This window comes from Polyangium sp. y55x31, assembly GCF_029946505.1.
GTDB lineage: Bacteria > Myxococcota_A > Polyangia > Polyangiales > Polyangiaceae > Polyangium.
On record NZ_JARZHG010000094.1, the window covers coordinates 1 to 2,026 of the forward strand.

General features: G+C 64.8%; 1 protein-coding gene. It reads right to left on the minus strand.

Annotated elements, in window-relative coordinates; translation table 11 throughout:
• Positions 1-123: 123 nt before the first annotated feature.
• A complete protein-coding gene (ltrA, locus tag QHF84_RS50125; protein ID WP_281320789.1) occupies positions 124-1,473 on the minus strand; it encodes a group II intron reverse transcriptase/maturase in 1,350 nt (449 codons plus the stop codon).
• Between the last annotated feature and the right edge of the window lie 553 nt (positions 1,474-2,026).

The following is a 2,026-nucleotide window of genomic DNA, read 5'->3' on the forward strand; positions in this document are numbered from 1 at the left end:
CCATTGGTAAATCCTATCTCTTCCTCCGCGGACATCCGCGCCTGGGTTGAGCAAGACTCCCGTTCAAACCGTGCGTGCGGATTTCCCGCACACGGCTTACCGGTGGTCTCTCGGGCGACAGCATCATGCGGCCTCCGGGTACTGGATGGTTCCGCGCAGGCGATGAAGCCCGTGGTCGTGGAAGAAGTCACTCGTCCAGGCGTCGATCTCTCCAGCGCGCAGGTTCCGGCCCTTCCGCTTCATCAGAAAGCGGCGGAGCCGTCGCTCCACGTATCGATCGATGGAGACGAATTTAGTCGCGGCGTTCCCCGTACGGAAGTAGTTGCCCCAGCCTCGCAGCACCGGATTCAGGTCGCGGATCAGCACCCGCACGTCCTTCACGCCGTTCCTATTTCGGCCAGTCAGCCCCTTCACGCGCTGCCTCACCCGCTTCATGCTGCGCTGCGAGGGCCATCGCTGGAGGAAGTACATGCGTTTTCGCTCCTTCTCCCAGATCGGACCACTCAGCCGCTTTCGCAGGTGGCAGCCGAGGAAATCGAATCCTTGCTTGCCCCAGCTCAGATCCACTCTCCTCGTCTTCTCGGGATGCAGCTCCAAACCGAGCCGCGCGAGCACTTCACGCACGCGCTTCTCGGCCTGCTCGCACAAAGACCCCGTCCGACACATCACGACGAAGTCGTCCGCGTAGCGCACCAGGACGCCCAGATGCGCGCCATGGCGTTCCCACGCGGCGTCGAGCACGTGCAGGTAGATGTTGGACAAAAGCGGTGAGATCACGCCGCCCTGCGGGGTCCCCGAGAGCATCGCCGTCTCGCACCCGTCCTCCAACACGCCAGCTTCGAGCCATTGCCGCAGCAGCTTGAGCACCCTCCGATCCGAGATGCGTCGCTCCACGAGCTTCATCAGCTTCTCGTGGTCGATGCTCCCGAAGTAATCGCGGATGTCGGCATCGAGCACGTGATTACCTCCACGCGCCCCGAGCTTCCGGAGCTTCTCCAGCGCTTGGGTCGCGCTTCGCCGTGGCCTGAAGCCGTACGAGCTCGGACGAAAATCCGCCTCGAAAATCGGCTCCAGCACGAGCTTCGCCGCCATCTGCACCACTCGGTCCCGGATCGTCGGGATGCCCAGCGGCCTCTTCTTCCCATCGGCTTTCGGGATGTATCGACGCAGCACCGCCGCTGGTCGATACGTGCCTGCTCGCAGCGCGGCGCCGATCTCTTCGATGAAGCGATCGACTCCGTACTGCTCTACGTCGGCGATCGTCTGGGCATCGACGCCCGCCGCGCCTCGGTTTCTCCTCACTCGCTTCCACGCTTCCCACAGGACGTCACGCCTGTAGATGCGGTCGTACAGCGCGTGGAATCGGCGTCCCTTCGACCGTTTCGCTGCAGCCCACAGTCGACGCTGGAGTTGTCGCACTTTGTCCGCGGGTTTGCCCCCGCGGGGGTGATTGGGACCGGTCTTGCCGGCCATGCCCTCGCGCTTACCTCCGACCTCGACACGACCACCGCGAGGGCCCTTCCCTCCGGCCGCGTTGTTCGTCGCGACCATCTTCGGTACTACGACCCCCTCGGACTCCCGCTGCGCAGCGCTCGATTTCACCTTCGGCTTATACGAGCCACCTTGCCGCGACGACGGCAGCGCAGACGGGCCTCTCGTGTTCCGCACCTCTCCTTGAACGCGTGCTGCGCCCTGTACCCCGGGGAGATCCGCCGCGCGTCTTTCTCCGGACTTCGGCGCGTCGGACATGGCCTTCGCCGCGACATGCTCGGCTCGGCTCTCCCATTGTGCATGTGACGAGGCGGAAGGCTTCACTTCATGTTGCGGCCCGCGTTCTTGCTCCCTCCGTAGAGGCTTTCGACGCCCCGCTTGGACGCGAGGATCTCTCCCCGACGCCTGGGGCCTGCTACCGGGCGCTCCGGCGCTTACCCGGACGGGACTCTCACCCGCTGGAGACGTGCAGCGGGAGATCGGTCCGCGAGCCGGCGTCCCGGCTGCTTGATCGATCTCTTCACGACGCACCATG

Bases quoted from the DNA above. Each gene is read 5' to 3' on its own strand.
- ltrA (WP_281320789.1), bottom strand. From the start codon at position 1,473: ATGGCCGGCAAGACCGGTCCCAATCACCCCCGCGGGGGCAAACCCGCG.